Source organism: Micromonospora citrea (genome assembly GCF_049629545.1).
In the GTDB taxonomy this organism is placed as follows: Bacteria; Actinomycetota; Actinomycetes; order Mycobacteriales; family Micromonosporaceae; genus Micromonospora; species Micromonospora citrea_A.
In genome coordinates, this window is the sequence record NZ_JBNADX010000018.1 from 86,921 (window position 1) to 101,967 (window position 15,047).

Below are 15,047 nucleotides of genomic sequence, written 5' to 3' on the forward strand. Positions count from 1 at the left end.
CGGCCGGGGGGCGGGGGAGGGCGTGGTGATCTTCGAGAAGGTGGTGCGGCCTCGGCTGTTCCGGATCGGGGGTGGGGACGCCGAGGCGGCGCACGAGTGGACGCTGCGTCGGCTGGCCGTGCTCTCGCGGCGGCCGGCGGCGCTGGCGGCCCTGCGGGCCCGGTACGCGGTGCGGGCGCCGCGCACGGTGTTCGGGGTGGAGTTCCCGAACCCGGTGGGGCTCGCGGCGGGGATGGACAAGAACGGCGTGGCGCTGCCCGCCTGGCCGGCGCTCGGCTTCGGCTTCGTCGAGGTCGGCACCGTCACCGCGCACGCGCAGCCGGGCAACCCGCGGCCCCGGCTGTTCCGGCTGCGCGACAGCGAGGCCGTGATCAACCGGATGGGCTTCAACAACGCCGGCGCCGAGGCGCTGGCGGCCCGGCTGGCGGCGCTGCCCCGCCCGCTCGGGGTGCCGCTGGGCATCTCGCTGGGCAAGTCCAAGGTGACCCCGCTGGACGAGGCGGTCGAGGACTACCTCGCCTCGTACCGGGCGCTGCGCGGGCACGGCGACTACTTCGCGGTCAACGTCTCCTCGCCGAACACTCCCGGGCTGCGCAGCCTGCAGGACAAGAGCCATCTCGACGCCCTGCTGGCGGCGCTGGTGGGGGAGAAGCCGGTGCTGGTGAAGATCGCCCCGGACCTCACCGAGCCGGCCATCGCCGAGCTGCTGGAGGTCTGCCTGGCCCGGGGCGCGGCCGGCGTGATCGCCACCAACACCACACTGGCCCGCGACGGCCTCGCCCCGGCGGACCGGGCGCGCGGCGGCGAGACCGGCGGCCTCTCCGGCCGGCCGCTGCGCGGGCGGGCCCGGGAGGTGGTCGCCTTCGTGCACGCCGAGACCGGCGGCCGGCTGCCGGTGATCGGGGTCGGCGGCATCCTCGACCCGGACGACGCCGCCCGGATGTTCGACGCCGGGGCCAGCCTGGTGCAGCTCTACACCGGCTTCATCTACCGGGGCCCGGGCCTGGTCCGGGCCGCCGCCCGGGTCGCGGCCGCCGCGCCGGCGCCGGCGGGGTGAGGCGGCCGGTGGCCGTGGCGGCGACCGACGAGGGTACGAAGGAGAGCGCGTGACGCCCGAGGAGATCCTGGCCGCCGACCGGAGCCACGTCTGGCACCCGTACGCGGCGCTGCCGCCGGCCGTCGCGCCGTACGTGGTGCACAGCGCCGAGGGCGTACGGCTGCGGCTGGCCGACGGCCGGGAGCTGGTCGACGGGATGTCGTCCTGGTGGGCGGCGATCCACGGCTACCGGCACCCGGTGCTCGACGCGGCCGTCACCGACCAGCTCGGCCGGATGAGCCACGTGATGTTCGGCGGGCTCACCCACGAGCCCGCCGTCCGGCTGGCGCGGACGCTGGTGGAGCTGACCCCCGACGGCCTGGAGCACGTGTTCCTGGCCGACTCCGGCTCGGTCGCCGTCGAGGTGGCCGTGAAGATGTGCCTGCAGTACCAGCGGGCCACCGGCCGGCCCGAGCGGCGGCGGCTGGGCACCTGGCGGGGCGGCTACCACGGCGACACGTTCCACCCGATGAGCGTCTGCGACCCGGAGGGGGGCATGCACCACCTCTGGGGCGACGTGCTGCCCCGGCAGGTCTTCGCCCCCGTCCCGCCGGGCGGCTTCGACGACGGGCCCGACCCGGCGTACGTGGCGGCGCTGACCGACGCGGTCGAGCGGCACGCCCACGAACTGGCCGCGGTGATCGTGGAACCGGTGGTGCAGGGCGCGGGCGGGATGCGCTTCCACCACCCCGGCTACCTGCGGGTGCTGCGGGAGGTCACCCGGGCCCACGGGGTGCTGTTGATCTTCGACGAGATCGCCACCGGCTTCGGCCGGACCGGCGCCATGTTCGCCGCCGAGCACGCCGGGGTCAGCCCGGACGTGCTCTGTGTCGGCAAGGCGCTCACCGGCGGCTACCTGACCCTGGCCGCCGCGCTCTGCACCCCGCAGGTGGCCCGGGGCATCTCGGCGGGCGGGGTGTTGGCGCACGGGCCGACCTTCATGGGCAACCCGCTCGCCTGCGCGGTCGCCAACGCCTCCCTGGGGCTGCTGCGGGCCGGTGACTGGGCCGGGCAGGTGTCCAGGGTGGGTGCGGGGCTGCGGGCCGGCCTGGAGCCGCTGCGCGGCGCTGCCGGCGTCCTCGACGTACGGGTGCTGGGCGCCATCGGGGTGGTGCAGCTGGACCACGAGGTGGACCTCGCGGCGGCGACCGCCGCGGCGGCGGCGCAGGGGGTCTGGCTGCGCCCGTTCCGCGATCTGGTCTACACCATGCCGCCGTACGTCACCGACGACGCCGACGTGGCCCGGATCGCGGCCGGAGTCGCCGCGGCGGTGAAGGCCGGCTGACCGCGCCGGCGCGAGCTGCGGCGCGAGGACGGGACGACGGGTCGGCGGACGCCGCCCGGCGAGCACGAGCGTGTGAGGGAGAGGGACGGATGGAGACCTTCGGTGTCCGGTTGCACCGGGCGATGACCGAGCGGGGACCGCTCTGCGTGGGCATCGACCCGCATCCCGGGCTGCTGGCCCGCTGGGGGCTGTCCGACGACGTCGACGGGTTGGACCGGTTCGCCCGGACGGTCGTCGAGGCGATCGGTGACCGGGTCGCGGTCGTCAAGCCCCAGTCGGCCTTTTTCGAGCGCTTCGGTGCCCGGGGTGTCGGGATTCTAGAGTCAACTATCCGACAGTTGCGCGAATCCGGCGCGCTCGTTCTGCTCGACGTCAAGCGGGGCGACATCGGCTCCACCGTCGCCGCGTACGCCTCGGCATACCTCGATCCGGCCGCTCCGCTGTATGTCGACGCGGTGACCGCCAGTCCTTACCTGGGCGTCGGATCGCTGGCGCCGATGTTCGAGTTGGCGGCCACGCACGGCGGCGGCGTCTTCGTGCTGGCGCTCACCTCGAATCCCGAGGGAGCCCAGGTGCAGCGGGCTCGTGGCGCTGACGGACGCACCGTCGCGCAGACCGTCATCGACGAGATTTCCCAGCTCAACGCGGGTGCGCAGCCGCTCGGCAGCTTCGGGTTGGTGGTCGGGGCGACGATCGGCGACACCGGCCACGACCTCTCCCGGGTCAACGGTCCGTTGCTCGCCCCGGGCCTCGGGGCGCAGGGCGCGACGGCCGCCGACCTGCGGACCGTGTTCGGGTCGAGCCTGCCGTCGGTGCTCCCGTCGTACTCTCGCGACGTGCTGGGCGCCGGCCCGGATCCGGCCGCCCTGCGGGCCGCCGCGGAGCGCGTCCTGGCCGACTGCCGGGGCGTTCTGGCTGACTGACGGCTCGGTCACTTTACGTTGATCTTCGCGCGCCCACGTTGCCGAAAGCGCCGTCGACCGCTAGTTTTCCCCGCGCTGGTAACCACGGACCCCTTTGGTTGCCAGCGACACCACGTTTCACAGAGCGGCGGCGCGTTCCGCCCGTCGCGATAGGGACCTGAGGAGAACTGGTGCCGCTCCCGTCACTGACCCCCGAGCAGCGCGCTGCCGCGCTGGAGAAGGCTGCGGAGATCCGCAAGGCCCGTGCTGAGCTGAAGGAGCAGCTCAAGCAGGGCAAGACCACCCTCGCCGCCGTCCTTGAGCGGGCCGAGTCCGACGACGTCGTCGGCAAGCTGAAGGTTTCGGCCGTCCTGCAGGCGATGCCGGGCATCGGCAAGATCCGGGCCACCCAGATCATGGAGAAGCTCAAGATCGCTGACAGCCGTCGTCTGCGCGGCCTGGGCGAGCAGCAGCGCAAGGCGCTGCTTGGAGAGTTCGCCGCGAACTGACCGACGCCACCGTGTAGAAACAAGCGGTGAGCACGGATGACGAGACGCGCCCGGCGGCTCGGCTCACCGTCCTGACCGGACCTTCGGGTGCCGGCCGGGACGGTGTCGTCGAGTTGGTCCGGGCGCGTTCTCCGTCCGTGTGGGTGCCGGTGCCGGTCACCACCCGGCCGCCTCGCCCCGGCGAGTCCGACGGCGTCGACCGGCTCTTCGTCGCACCCGCCGAGTTCGACCGGATGGTCGCCGCCGGGGAGCTGCTGGAGTGGTTCCGGATGGGCCCGCACCTGCGCGGCACGCCCCGCGAGCCGCTGCGGGCCCGGTTGGCGCAGGGACGGCCGGTGCTGCTCCCGCTCGACCTGCCCGGCGCGCTCGCCGTCCGGGAGGCCCTGCCGGACGCCCGCCTGGTGCTGCTGACGCCGCCCGGACACCCCCCGGATCCGGCGCTCGTCGCGACCGTCGGACACACTGTCGTCCACGACCTCACCGAGCGGGTCGTCGACGAGCTGGTAGGCTTGCTCGGTTCTTCCTGTCCGGCTCCCGCCCGACCGCGCCTGCGCGGTTGAGCGACCAGCCGCGCTCGCGCGGACACTTCAGACGCAGAGGGTTAATTTTCGTGGGATCCATCGCCAACCCCGAGGGCATCACCAACCCGCCGATCGACGAGCTCCTCGAGAAGACCACCTCGAAGTACGCGCTGGTGATCTTCGCCGCCAAGCGGGCCCGCCAGGTCAACGCCTACTACAGCCAGCTCGGCGAGGGCCTGCTGGAGTACGTCGGCCCGCTCGTGGAGACCACCCCGCAGGAGAAGGCGCTCTCCATCGCCATGCGCGAGATCAACGCGGGCCTGCTCACCGCCGAGCCGACCGACCAGCCGTAACACCCCGCGCGCCGATGTCCGCCGAGATCGTCCTGGGGGTCGGCGGCGGCATCGCCGCCTACAAGGCGTGTGAGCTGCTGCGGCTGTTCACCGAGTCGGGCCACCGGGTCCGGGTCGTGCCGACCGCGTCAGCGCTCCGCTTCGTCGGGGCGCCGACCTGGGCGGCGCTCTCCGGTCGGCCGGTGGCCGACGACGTCTGGTCCGACGTGCACGAGGTGCCGCACGTCCGGCTCGGCCAGCGGGCCGATCTGGTGGTGGTCGCGCCGGCCACGGCGGACCTGCTCGCCAAGGCGGCCCACGGCCTCGCCGACGACCTGCTCACCAACACGCTGCTCACCGCCCGGTGCCCGGTCGTGCTCGCCCCGGCCATGCACACCGAGATGTGGGAGCACCCGGCCACCGTCGCCAACGTCGCCACGCTGCGCTCCCGGGGCGTACGGGTGATCGAGCCCGCCGTCGGCCGGCTCACCGGCGCCGACACCGGCAAGGGGCGGCTGCCCGACCCGGCGGAGATCTTCGCCGTGGCCCGCCGCGCCCTGGCCCGGGGCGTCGACGCCCCGGCGGACCTCGCCGGCCGGCACGTCGTGGTGACCGCCGGCGGCACCCGCGAGCCGCTGGACCCGGTCCGGTTCCTCGGCAACCGCTCCTCCGGCAAGCAGGGGTACGCCTTCGCCCGCGCCGCCGTGGCCCGGGGCGCCCGGGTCACCCTGGTCGCGGCGAACGTCGCCCTGCCCGACCCGGCCGGCGTCGACCTGGTCCGCGTCGGCACCACCGAGGAGCTGCGCAAGGCCACCCTGGAGGCCGCCGCCGACGCCGACGTGGTGGTGATGGCCGCGGCCCCGGCCGACTTCCGGCCGGCGACGTACGCCCCCGGCAAGATCAAGAAGTCGGACGACGGCAGCGCGCCCACCATCGAGCTGGTCACCAACCCCGACATCGCCGCCGAGCTGGGCCGACGCCGCCGGCCCGAGCAGCTGCTGGTGGTCTTCGCCGCCGAGACCGGCGACGCCGAGGCCAACGGCCGGGCCAAGCTCGTCCGCAAACGTGCGGACCTCATCGTGGTCAACGAGGTCGGCGTCGACAAGGTCTTCGGCGCCGAGACCAACGCGGCGACGGTCATCGGCGCGGACGGTTCCCTGCACATGCTGCCCGAGCAGGCGAAGGAGGAACTGGCCGACGGCGTCTGGGACCTCGTGGTCGCGCGACTGGCCGACCGTTCCTGAACACTGGTCACATCCGTGTTCCGGAGTCACCCTGGAACCGGGGTGGCTAAACTGCCGCGAGCGAAGTGTTCCACCGAGATCAAGTGATTAGGAGTACCGTGACACGTCTCTTCACGTCCGAATCGGTCACGGAAGGCCACCCGGACAAGATCGCCGACCAGATCAGCGACGGCATCCTCGACGCCCTGCTCGCCAAGGATCCGCACAGCCGTGTCGCGGTGGAGACCCTGATCACGACGGGTCAGGTGCACGTCGCCGGCGAGGTGACCACCAAGGCGTACGCGGACATCCCGACCATCGTCCGGGACACCATCCTCAAGATCGGATACGACTCGTCGAAGAAGGGCTTCGACGGGGCGTCCTGCGGCGTCAGCGTCTCCATCGGCCAGCAGTCCGCCGACATCGCCCAGGGCGTCGACAACGCCTTCGAGCTGCGTACCGGGGCGTCGGAGAGCGCGCTGGACGCGCAGGGCGCCGGTGACCAGGGCATGATGTTCGGCTTCGCCTGCTCGGAGACCCCCGAGCTGATGCCGCTGCCGATCGCGCTGGCGCACCGGCTGGCCCGCCGGCTCGCCGCGGTCCGCAAGGACGGCACCGTGCCGTACCTGCGCCCGGACGGCAAGACCCAGGTCACCATCGAGTACGACGGCCTGCGCCCGGTCCGTCTCGACACGGTGGTCGTGTCCAGCCAGCACGCCGCGGACATCTCCCTGGAGTCGCTGCTCACCCCGGACGTGCGCGAGCACGTCATCGAGCCGGAGCTGGAGAGCCTCGGCCTGGACACCGAGGGCTACCGGCTGCTGGTCAACCCGACCGGCCGGTTCGAGATCGGTGGCCCGATGGGTGACGCCGGCCTGACCGGCCGGAAGATCATCGTCGACACCTACGGCGGGTACGCCCGGCACGGCGGCGGCGCGTTCTCCGGCAAGGACCCGTCGAAGGTGGACCGGTCGGCCGCGTACGCGATGCGCTGGGTGGCCAAGAACGTGGTGGCCGCCGGACTGGCCGAGCGCTGCGAGGCGCAGGTCGCGTACGCGATCGGCAAGGCCCACCCGGTCAGCCTGTTCATCGAGACGTTCGGCACCGAGAACGTGCCGGTCGCCGCCATCGAGAAGGCCGTCACCGAGGTCTTCGACCTGCGTCCGGCCGCCATCATCCGGGACCTGCACCTGCTGCGCCCGATCTACCAGCAGACCGCCGCGTACGGCCACTTCGGCCGTGAGCTGCCGGACCTGACCTGGGAGAGCACCGACCGGGCCGCCGACCTCAAGTCGGCCGCGGGAGCCTGACCGGCACCAGGCGCAGCGACCGGCGACCCGCTGACGGGTCGCCGGTCGCTCGCGTCTGCGTCGACGTGCCCCTGCCGCACCTGGACCGCCCCTTCGACTACCTGGTCCCCGCCGAACTGGACGCCGAGGCGCGTGCCGGGGTCCGGGTGAAGGTCCGCTTCGCGGGACAACTCGTGGACGGCTGGCTGCTGGACCGGGTCGCGGAGTCCGCCCACCCCCGGCTGGCGTACCTGGAGAAGGTCGTCTCCCCGGAGCCGGTGCTGGCGCCGGAGGTCGCCCGGCTGGCCCGGGCGGTCGCCGACCGGTACGCCGGCAACCTCGCCGACGTGCTCCGCCTGGCCGTCCCGCCCCGGCACGCCCGGGTCGAGAAGGAACCCCGCGACGCCCCGGCCCCCGCCGCCCCGGCCGGCGACGACACCGGCGCGGCCGGCGTCTCCGCGGCCTCCGCCGACCCGGCCTCCGCCGACCCGGCCTCCGGCACCTCTGGAGGGCGCCCGACGGCGGGTGCCGCGCCGATCCCCGCCACCATCCCGTCCGGCATGCCGTCCTCCAGCCGGTCGGTGGCGGATGCCGCGTCCGAGCCCGTCGCCACTCCGGCCGTCGACCCGCGCGGCTGGCGGGACTACCCGGCCGGTCCGGCCTACCTGCGGGCGCTCGCCGAAGGACGCGCCCCGCGCGCGGTCTGGTCGGCCCTCGCCGGCGAGGACTGGGCGGCGCGGTACGCCGACGCGGTCGCCGCCACCGTCGTCGGCGGCCGGGGCGCGGTCGTGGTGGTGGCCGACGCCCGGGACCTCGACCGCCTCGACACCGCGCTCACCGCGACGCTCGGCCCGGGCCGGCACGCCTGCCTCTCCGCCGCCCTCGGCCCGGCCCGCCGGTATCGGGCCTTCCTCGCCGCTCGGCGTGGCGACGTGCCCGTGGTGATCGGCACCCGGGCGGCGATGTTCGCCCCGGTCGACCGGCTCGGCCTGGTGGCGATCTGGGACGACGGCGACGACCTGCACGCCGAGCCCCGGGCCCCGTACCCGCACGCCCGCGACGTGCTGCTGACCCGCGCCCAGCTCGCCGGGGCCGCCGCCCTGGTCGGCGGGTTCACCCGTACCGCCGAGGCGCAGTTGCTGGTGGAGACCGGCTGGGCCCGCGAGGTGGTCGCCGACCGGGCGGCCGTGCGGGCGCGTACCCCGGCCATCGCCCCGACCGGTGACGACCCGCAACTGGCCCGCGACCCCGGCGCGGCCACCGCCCGGCTGCCGAGCCTGGCCTGGACCACCGCCCGCGACGCCCTGCGCGCGGACGCCCCGGTGCTGGTCCAGGTGCCCCGCCGCGGTTACCTCCCCGCGGTCTCCTGCGCGGACTGCCGCACCCCGGCCCGCTGCCCGCACTGCGCCGGCCCGCTGGCGCTGCCCTCGGCCGCCGGCACGCCCGCCTGCCGCTGGTGCGGCCGGGTCGCCGCCGCGTACGCCTGCCCCGAGTGCGGCGGGCGGCGGCTGCGCGCCTCGGTCACCGGGGCCCGGCGCACCGCGGAGGAGCTGGGCCGGGCCTTCCCCGGTGTGCCGGTGCGCACCTCGGGCCGGGAAGAGGTGCTGGGCACGGTGCCCGGCGGCGCGGGCCTGGTGATCGCCACCCCGGGCGCGGAGCCGCTCGCCGAGGGCGGCTACGGGGCGGTGCTGCTGCTCGACTCGTGGGCCCTGCTCACCCGGGCCGACCTGCGCGCCGGTGAGGAGGCGCTGCGCCGCTGGCTGAGCGCCGCCGCGCTGGCCCGGCCCGGCCCGGCCGGCGGCCGGGTGGTCGTGGTCGCCGACGGTGCGCTCGCTCCGGTGCAGGCGCTGCTGCGCTGGGACCCGGCCTGGTTCGCGGCCCGGGAACTGGCCGAGCGGCGGGAGCTGGGCTTCCCGCCGGCGACGAAGATGGCCAGCGTCACCGGCACGGCGGAGGCGGTGGCCGGCCTGCTCGCCGAGGCCCGCCTGCCGGACTCCGCCGAGGTGCTCGGCCCGGTGCCGGCCGACGAGGGCCGCGAGCGGATGCTGGTCCGGGTGCCCCGGGCCCGGGCCGCCGCCCTGGCCGAGGCGCTGCACACGGCGGCCGGGGTGCGCAGCGCGCGCAAGGCCGCGGAGCCGGTCCGGCTCCAGGTCGACCCGTTGAGCCTGTTCTGAGGACTCGCCGACGCCGGCCCGGCGGGTGACCCGGGTACGCCGGTCGTCCGGTCGGCCGCAACGGAGCGTCACCGTCGCACACCGCGTCCGACAATGCGCTGGCAGGCGCGTGATAGCATCGCCCGTCATGCCCGGGCGCAGGGATGGCGCGACGATGGCGGAAGGCGTCGGTCCGGCGCCGAATCGATGATGTCAATCAGCCGGTGATCAGGGGTGGACCAGTCGTGACCGTTCGTAAATCGATCGTCTTCAACGGGGACCTCGGCAGCGGCAAGAGCACCGTCTCCGTCGAGATCGCCAAGCGGCTCGGGATGCGCCGGGTCAGCGTCGGCGACCTCTACCGCCAGATGGCCCAGGAGCGGCAGATGACGGCGCTCCAGCTCAACCTGCACGCCGAGCTGGACCAGGCCGTCGACGGCTACGTCGACCAGCTCCAGCGCGACATCGCCGCCTCCGGCGAGTCGCTGGTGATGGACTCCCGGCTGGCCTGGCACTTCTTCACCGACGCGCTCAAGGTGCACATGATCACCGAGCCGGGCGAGGCGGCCCGCCGGGTGCTGCTGCGCCCCTCCGGCCCGGCCGAGAGCTACACCTCCCTGGAGGAGGCGAAGGCCAAGCTCCGGGAGCGCAGCGAGAGCGAGCGCAGCCGGTTCATCGTCCGCTACGGCGTCGACAAGGCCCGGCTGCGCAACTACGACCTGATCTGCGACAGCACCCGGGCCACCGCGGCCGAGGTGATCGCGCACATCATCGACGCGTACGAGGGTCGGCTCGGCGCCGACGTGCTCGACCAGGCCCCGCCGCTGCTGCTGCTCGACCCGGCCCGCGTCTTCCCCACCGAGGACATCGCCACCCTGCGCGGGCTCTGGGACTCGCAGTTCGTCGGGGAGGTGGCCGAGGCCGGCGACGAGGCCCTGGAGCCGCTGCGGATCGGCTACACCGGCGAGTACTACTTCGTCGTCGACGGCCACCGACGGCTCAGCGCTGCCCTGCAGAACGGCTTCCACCTGGTGCCGGCCCAGCTCGTGGCCGAGGTGGACGAGCCGGTCGTCGGCGGCGTGAGCGCGGTCGACTACTTCGCCGCCCAGGTCCGCCCGTCGACGATCCACGACTGGGAGGCCGCGCACGGCATCACGCTGCCGCTGCCCGAGCACGCCCTGCTCGGCGGCGACGCGGTCCTCGCGGGGGAGCCCGGCGCCGGCGCCTGACCGTCCGGGGTCGCCGCGACGGCCTCCGGCACGCATGATGGAGCCTTCCGACGCATCGACGCGGGAGGCCGGCCATGGACGCACCCGAGGCGCTCGCCCTGCTCATGTCGCCGCCGGGGCGCATCGACCCGTACCCCACGTACGAGCTGTTGCGCGCCCACGGGCCGGTGGCCCAGGCCGGGCCGGTGTTCTTCGCGGTCACCGGCTACGTCGAGGCCGACGCGATCCTGCGCGACCCCCGCTTCGGGGTGATGGACGACGCGCTGCGCGACCAGTTCCTGCCCGGCTGGCGGGACAGCCCCGCCGTCGCCTCCATCTCCCGCTCCATGCTGCGCACCAACCCGCCCGACCACAGCCGGATGCGGCGGCTGGCGGCCGGGGCGTTCACCCCGCGCCGGATCGCCGCCATGCGGGACGTGGTGTCGGCCCAGGCCGACGAGCTGGTCGACGCGATGCTCGCGCGGGCGGCCGACGGGGAACCGGTCGACTTCCTGGCCGACTTCGCGTACCCGCTGCCGGTCGGGGTGATCTGCGCGCTGCTCGGCGTCCCGGCGGCCGACCGGCCGCTGTTCCGTCGCTGGGCGGCGGACCTGACCGGGGTGCTGGAGCCGGAGATCACCCTCGACGAGCTGGCCGTCGCCGACCGGGGCGCGACCGAGCTGACCCGCTACTTCGCCGCGCTGGTCGAGGACCGCCGCCGCACGCCGGCCGACGACCTGACCACCGCGCTGGTGCAGGTGCACGACGCCGACGGCGGCCGGCTCTCCGGCGACGAGCTGCTGGCGAACCTGGTGGTGCTGCTGGTCGCCGGCTTCGAGACCACCACCAACCTGCTCGGCAACGGCCTGGTGGTGCTGCTCGACCATCCGCGCGCCGCGCAGGCACTGCGCGAGCGGCCCGACCTCGCCGCCGACCACGTGGAGGAGCTGCTGCGCTACGACTCGCCGGTGCAGCTCACCACCCGGGTCAACACCGCCCCGGCGACCGTGGGCGGGGTCGACCTGCCGGCCGGCAGTTGGACGCTGCTGCTGCTCGGCGCGGCCAACCGGGACCCGCGGCGTTACCCGCGGCCGGCGCGGTTCGACCCGTGGCGGGCGCAGTCGCACCCGCTGTCGTTCGGGGCCGGGCCGCACTACTGTCTCGGCGCCGGGCTGGCCCGGCTGGAGGCGCAGGTCGCCTTCCCGCTGCTGCTGCGCCGGCTGCCCGACCTCGCCCTCGCCGGGCGGCCCCGGCACCGGACCCGGCTCACCCTGCGCGGCTACGAGACCCTGCCGGTGACCATCGACACGGGGCCGGCGGGCGCGCATCGCGGTACGCCGGCCGGGACCGCCCCCGGCACTCCGTAGACTGGTACGGCATCCGTCCGTCCCGCCGAAGGAGCCACACCGAGTGACCGTCCAGCCCATCCGTCTGTTCGGGGATCCGGTGCTGCGCACGCCGGCCGATCCGGTCGTCGACTTCGACGTCGAGCTGCGTAGGCTCATCGCCGACCTCACCGACACGATGCGCGAGCAGGGCGGGGCCGGCCTGGCCGCACCGCAGCTCGGCGTGGGCCTGCGGGTGTTCACCTTCGACGTCGACGACGTCCTCGGTCACCTGGTCAACCCGGTGCTCGAGTTCCCCGACGCCGAGGAGCAGGACGGCCCCGAGGGCTGCCTCTCCATCCCCGGGCTCTACTTCGACACCAAGCGCCGGCAGAACGTGATCGCCAAGGGCTTCAACGGCTACGGCGACCCGTTGCAGATCGTCGGCACCGGGCTGATGGCGCGCTGCGTGCAGCACGAGACCGACCACCTCGACGGGGTGCTCTTCGTCGACCGGCTGGACCCGGCCGGGCGCAAGCAGGCGATGAAGGCCATCCGCCAGGCCGACTGGTACGACCCGGCCGCCCCGCCCACGGTCAAGCTGAGCCCGCACGTCGCCGGTAACCCCTTCGGCCTGGGGCGGTGACCCGGATGCGCCTGGTCTTCGCCGGTACGCCGGCCGTCGCCGTCCCCGCCCTGGCCGCCGTGCACGCCTCCGGGCACGAGCTGCTGGCCGTGGTCACCCGTCCCGACGCCCCCGCCGGCCGTGGTCGCGGCCTGGTCCGCTCGCCCGTCGGCGCCTGGGCCGACGAGCACGGCGTCGAGGTGCTCACCCCGGCCAGGCCCCGGGAGCCGGAGTTCCTCGACCGGCTGCGCGAGCTGGCCCCGGACTGCGTCCCCGTGGTCGCGTACGGCGCGCTGGTGCCGCCGGTCGCCCTGGAGATCCCCCGGCACGGCTGGATCAACCTGCACTTCTCGCTGCTGCCCGCCTGGCGCGGCGCGGCCCCCGTGCAGCACGCCGTGCTGCACGGCGACGAGCTGACCGGCGCCAGCGTCTTCCAGCTGGAGCAGGGGCTGGACACCGGCCCGGTGTACGGCACCCTCACCGACGAGATCCGTCCCACCGACACCTCCGGCGACCTGCTGGAGCGGCTGGCCCACTCCGGGGCCGGCCTGCTGGTGGCCGTGCTCGACGCGATCGAGGCGGGGACGGCCCGCGCCGAGCCGCAGCCGGCCGACGGGGTGTCCCTGGCGCCGAAGCTGACGGTGGAGGACGCCCGGGTGCGCTGGAACGACCCGGCGTTCGCGGTGGACCGGCGTGTCCGCGCCTGCACCCCCGCCCCCGGCCCGTGGACGACCTTCCGCGACGAGCGGGTCAAGCTCGGCCCGGTCACCCCGGTGGCGAACGGCCCCGAGCTGAAGCCGGGCGAGCTGCTGGCGGAGAAGTCCCGGGTGCTGGTCGGCACCGCGACGGTACCGGTGCAGCTCGGCGAGGTCCGGGCGGCGGGCAAGAAGGCCATGTCGGCGAGCGACTGGGCGCGCGGCGCCCGGGTCACCGCCGGCGAGGTGTTCGCGTGAGCGCCCCCTCGGACCGTCCCGACAGTTTCCGCTCCGACAGCCCCCGGGGGGACCGGTCCGCCGGCCGCGGCGACGCCCCCCGTGGTGACCGGTACGACCGGTCCGCGCCCCGCCGTCCCGACGCCCGGCGCGGCGACCGTCCCGCCGGCGGCGGGTTCCGCGGCGACCGGCCCGGCTTCGACCGGCGCGGCGGCCGTGCCCGCCCGGCCGTCGACCTGCCCCGGTACGCCGCCTACCAGGCGATCGCCGCGGTGCACCGGGACGACGCGTACGCCAACCTGGTGCTCCCGGCGATCCTGCGCGAGGAGGGGCTGAGCGGTCGGGACGCCGCCTTCGCCACCGAGCTGACGTACGGCACGCTGCGCCACACCGGCACCCTGGACGCGATCCTCACCGACGCGGCCGGCCGGGACGTCGAGCGGATCGACCCGCCGGTGCGCGACGCGCTGCGGCTCGGGGCGTACCAGCTCCTGCACACCCGGGTGCCGGCGCACGCGGCGGTGTCGTCCACCGTCGACCTGGTCCGCACGGTGGGACCCGGCGCCACCGGTTTCGCCAACGCCGTGCTGCGCGAGGTGTCCGGTCGCGACGCCGACGCCTGGGTGGCGAAGCTCGCCCCGCCGATGGAGACCGACCCGATCGGGCACCTCGCCCTGGCGTACAGCCATCCGCAGTGGATCGTGCGGGCCTTCAACGACGCGCTCGGCGGCGACCTGGGGGAGACCACCCGGCTGCTGATCGAGGACAACGAGCGGCCCCCGGTGCACCTGTGCGCCCGGCCCGGCCTGGCCGACCCGGTCGAGCTGGCCGACGAGGTGGGTGGCGCGCCCGGCGCGTTCTCGCCGTACGCGGTCTACCTCTCCGGCGGCGCCCCCGGCGACCTGCCGGCGCTGGCGCAGGGGCGGGCGCACGTGCAGGACGAGGGTTCGCAGCTGGTGGCCCACGCCCTGGCCAACGCCCCGCTGGACGGCCCGGACGGGCGGTGGCTCGACCTGTGCGCCGGCCCCGGCGGCAAGTCCGGCCTGCTCGGCGCGATCGCCGCGCAGCGCGACGCGCGGCTGACCGCCGTCGAGGTCTCCGAGCACCGGGCCCGGCTGGTCGAGCAGGCCACCCGGGGACTGCCGGTGAACGTGCTGCACACCGACGGGCGGACGGTCGGCGCCGACCCGAAGCTGCCGGAGGGGCACTTCGACCGGGTGCTGGTGGACGCGCCCTGCACCGGGCTGGGGTCGCTGCGCCGCCGGCCGGAGTCCCGGTGGCGGCGTCAACCGTCCGACCTGCCGCCGCTGACCCGGTTGCAGCGGGAACTGCTCACCGCCGCCCTGCGCGCCGCGCGCCCCGGTGGCCTGGTCGCGTACGTGACCTGTTCGCCGCACACGGTGGAGACGCACGTGACGGTGACCGAGGCGGCCCGCCGCGCCGCAGTGCCGGCCGACTTCGTCGACGCCCGTACGCTGCTGCCGGCCGGCATGCCGGGGCTGGGCGACGGCCCGACGGTGCAGCTCTGGCCGCACCGGCACGGCACCGACGCGATGTTCCTGGCGGTGCTGCGCCGGGGCTGAGCCCGCGGGCCCTCCGTGACCCATTGAGCTGCCCCGATCGGCTGCTATAGTCCAGCACCACTCG

14 protein-coding genes are annotated in these 15,047 nt (G+C 75.1%); all 14 read left to right on the plus strand.

The features are described 5' to 3' along the window. The first annotated feature begins 25 nt into the window (after positions 1-25). The 14 genes from ACPFP2_RS19840 to ACPFP2_RS19905 all read left to right on the plus strand — a co-directional run bounded on the left by ACPFP2_RS19840 (position 26) and on the right by ACPFP2_RS19905 (position 14,983). A complete protein-coding gene (locus tag ACPFP2_RS19840) occupies positions 26-1,057 on the plus strand; it encodes a quinone-dependent dihydroorotate dehydrogenase (RefSeq protein WP_424090661.1) in 1,032 nt (343 codons plus the stop codon). A gap of 49 nt (positions 1,058-1,106) precedes the next feature. Then, complete coding sequence (locus tag ACPFP2_RS19845; protein WP_424090662.1) at positions 1,107-2,381, plus strand: adenosylmethionine--8-amino-7-oxononanoate transaminase; 1,275 nt, start codon at positions 1,107-1,109, stop codon at positions 2,379-2,381. A gap of 89 nt (positions 2,382-2,470) precedes the next feature. Next, a complete protein-coding gene (gene pyrF, locus ACPFP2_RS19850) occupies positions 2,471-3,304 on the plus strand; it encodes an orotidine-5'-phosphate decarboxylase (protein ID WP_424090663.1) in 834 nt (277 codons plus the stop codon). A gap of 170 nt (positions 3,305-3,474) precedes the next feature. After that, positions 3,475-3,792 carry an integration host factor, actinobacterial type gene (gene mihF / locus ACPFP2_RS19855; protein ID WP_088962722.1) on the plus strand — a complete coding sequence of 106 codons (318 nt, stop codon included), beginning with the start codon at positions 3,475-3,477 and terminating at the stop codon, positions 3,790-3,792. A 26-nt stretch (positions 3,793-3,818) separates the two neighbouring features. Continuing rightward, on the plus strand, positions 3,819-4,352 hold the full coding sequence (locus ACPFP2_RS19860) for a guanylate kinase (protein ID WP_424090664.1): 534 nt from the start codon (positions 3,819-3,821) through the stop codon (positions 4,350-4,352). Between the two features lie 50 nt (positions 4,353-4,402). Continuing rightward, the gene (rpoZ, locus tag ACPFP2_RS19865) at positions 4,403-4,666 is read left to right on the plus strand and encodes a DNA-directed RNA polymerase subunit omega (RefSeq protein WP_088978488.1); all 264 of its coding nucleotides are present in this window, start codon (positions 4,403-4,405) and stop codon (positions 4,664-4,666) included. 14 nt (positions 4,667-4,680) lie between these two features. Beyond that, entirely contained in the window at positions 4,681-5,889 is a 1,209-nt protein-coding gene (gene coaBC / locus ACPFP2_RS19870) for a bifunctional phosphopantothenoylcysteine decarboxylase/phosphopantothenate--cysteine ligase CoaBC (protein WP_424090665.1), read from the plus strand. A gap of 98 nt (positions 5,890-5,987) precedes the next feature. Then, entirely contained in the window at positions 5,988-7,178 is a 1,191-nt protein-coding gene (gene metK / locus ACPFP2_RS19875; protein ID WP_424090666.1) for a methionine adenosyltransferase, read from the plus strand. A gap of 65 nt (positions 7,179-7,243) precedes the next feature. Continuing rightward, a complete protein-coding gene (locus ACPFP2_RS19880) occupies positions 7,244-9,331 on the plus strand; it encodes a primosomal protein N' (protein WP_424090667.1) in 2,088 nt (695 codons plus the stop codon). 224 nt (positions 9,332-9,555) lie between these two features. Beyond that, complete coding sequence (locus ACPFP2_RS19885) at positions 9,556-10,539, plus strand: AAA family ATPase (protein ID WP_424090668.1); 984 nt, start codon at positions 9,556-9,558, stop codon at positions 10,537-10,539. Between the two features lie 74 nt (positions 10,540-10,613). After that, positions 10,614-11,885, plus strand: coding sequence for a cytochrome P450 (locus tag ACPFP2_RS19890; RefSeq protein ID WP_424090669.1), 1,272 nt, complete (start codon positions 10,614-10,616; stop codon positions 11,883-11,885). 43 nt (positions 11,886-11,928) lie between these two features. After that, entirely contained in the window at positions 11,929-12,489 is a 561-nt protein-coding gene (gene def / locus ACPFP2_RS19895) for a peptide deformylase (protein WP_424090670.1), read from the plus strand. 5 nt (positions 12,490-12,494) lie between these two features. Next, complete coding sequence (gene fmt, locus ACPFP2_RS19900; protein WP_424090710.1) at positions 12,495-13,421, plus strand: methionyl-tRNA formyltransferase; 927 nt, start codon at positions 12,495-12,497, stop codon at positions 13,419-13,421. Beyond that, a complete protein-coding gene (locus ACPFP2_RS19905) occupies positions 13,418-14,983 on the plus strand; it encodes an RsmB/NOP family class I SAM-dependent RNA methyltransferase (protein ID WP_424090671.1) in 1,566 nt (521 codons plus the stop codon). The genes fmt and ACPFP2_RS19905 overlap by 4 nt, the downstream gene beginning before the upstream one ends. Positions 14,984-15,047 lie beyond the last annotated feature (64 nt).